The sequence below is a fragment of the Acinetobacter sp. AB03 genome (genome assembly GCF_058107045.1).
Genome location: NZ_JBUEBA010000061.1, coordinates 1 through 858, shown reverse-complemented (window position 1 = coordinate 858; position 858 = coordinate 1). Strand labels below are relative to the sequence as shown.

Genomic DNA, 858 nt, shown 5'->3' with positions numbered 1-858 from the left:
AATGCCATAAATCTTTAGCTCTTACTTTTTGAATGTGAAATCGTTCAGTTAATTGACCTATAACAGTCTCAATTTTTCTACGAGCATTCATGAGCCTCGCCATAGCTTCCTTAGACCTGCTATCAGTCATGTTCTTTCTATAAGGTGTTTGTAAATCAATATCTTGGTACTTAAAATAGTGTTTTAATTCAGGTCTTAAGTATCCTTTATCACCACCAAGTAATCCCTGAATATCTTGAGTAATTTCTGGTGCAACATCACGTTCATCACAATGAGCTGGAGCAAAAGTATAGCCTGTAATCATTCCTGAAAAGTTAATAACGATATGTCCTTTGAAACCATAATATTTTTCTTGTTTAGCCGCACAATAACTAAAACCTGCAGATTCTTTGAAGTTTTTATGTTTTTTTGCTCTAGCATAACGACAAACAGGTATAGGAAAGCCATCGATAAAATGAATATTATCTAAACCGAAAACAGATTTTAGTTGTGACATAATCTGTTGATTTACATGCCATAATTTTGCACAATGTTTGCAAAAATTAGGATAGGAACCTAATTTTGGAAACCATTCAAACCAATTGTGTTTAAAGTAGAACCAGATATTTTTATCAGAATCTAAGCCAAGAAACTCTCCCACAATTTGTATAGTAAGAATTTCAATATCACTTAAAGCGGGTGGAAATCCTCTACTTCTTAAAGGTTGAATGACAATCGCTGAGTAAAATTGCTCTATGATTAAAAATACAGAAATGATAAATTCGTAAATGGACATAACTTGCTTTGCTTTTCTTAGTCGAAAATTAAATTGGGTTATGTCCTTTTTATTTCAAAGACTTAAAAAGTTGAGATTCGCGT

Annotated in this window: 1 protein-coding gene; it reads right to left on the bottom strand. The window is 32.3% G+C overall.

What is annotated here, in order from left to right:
* Positions 1–775 (bottom strand): IS982 family transposase (locus tag ACY3FQ_RS18190; RefSeq protein ID WP_489774609.1); only part of this gene is annotated, 775 nt, incomplete at its 3' end.
* Positions 776–858: the final 83 nt, after the last annotated feature.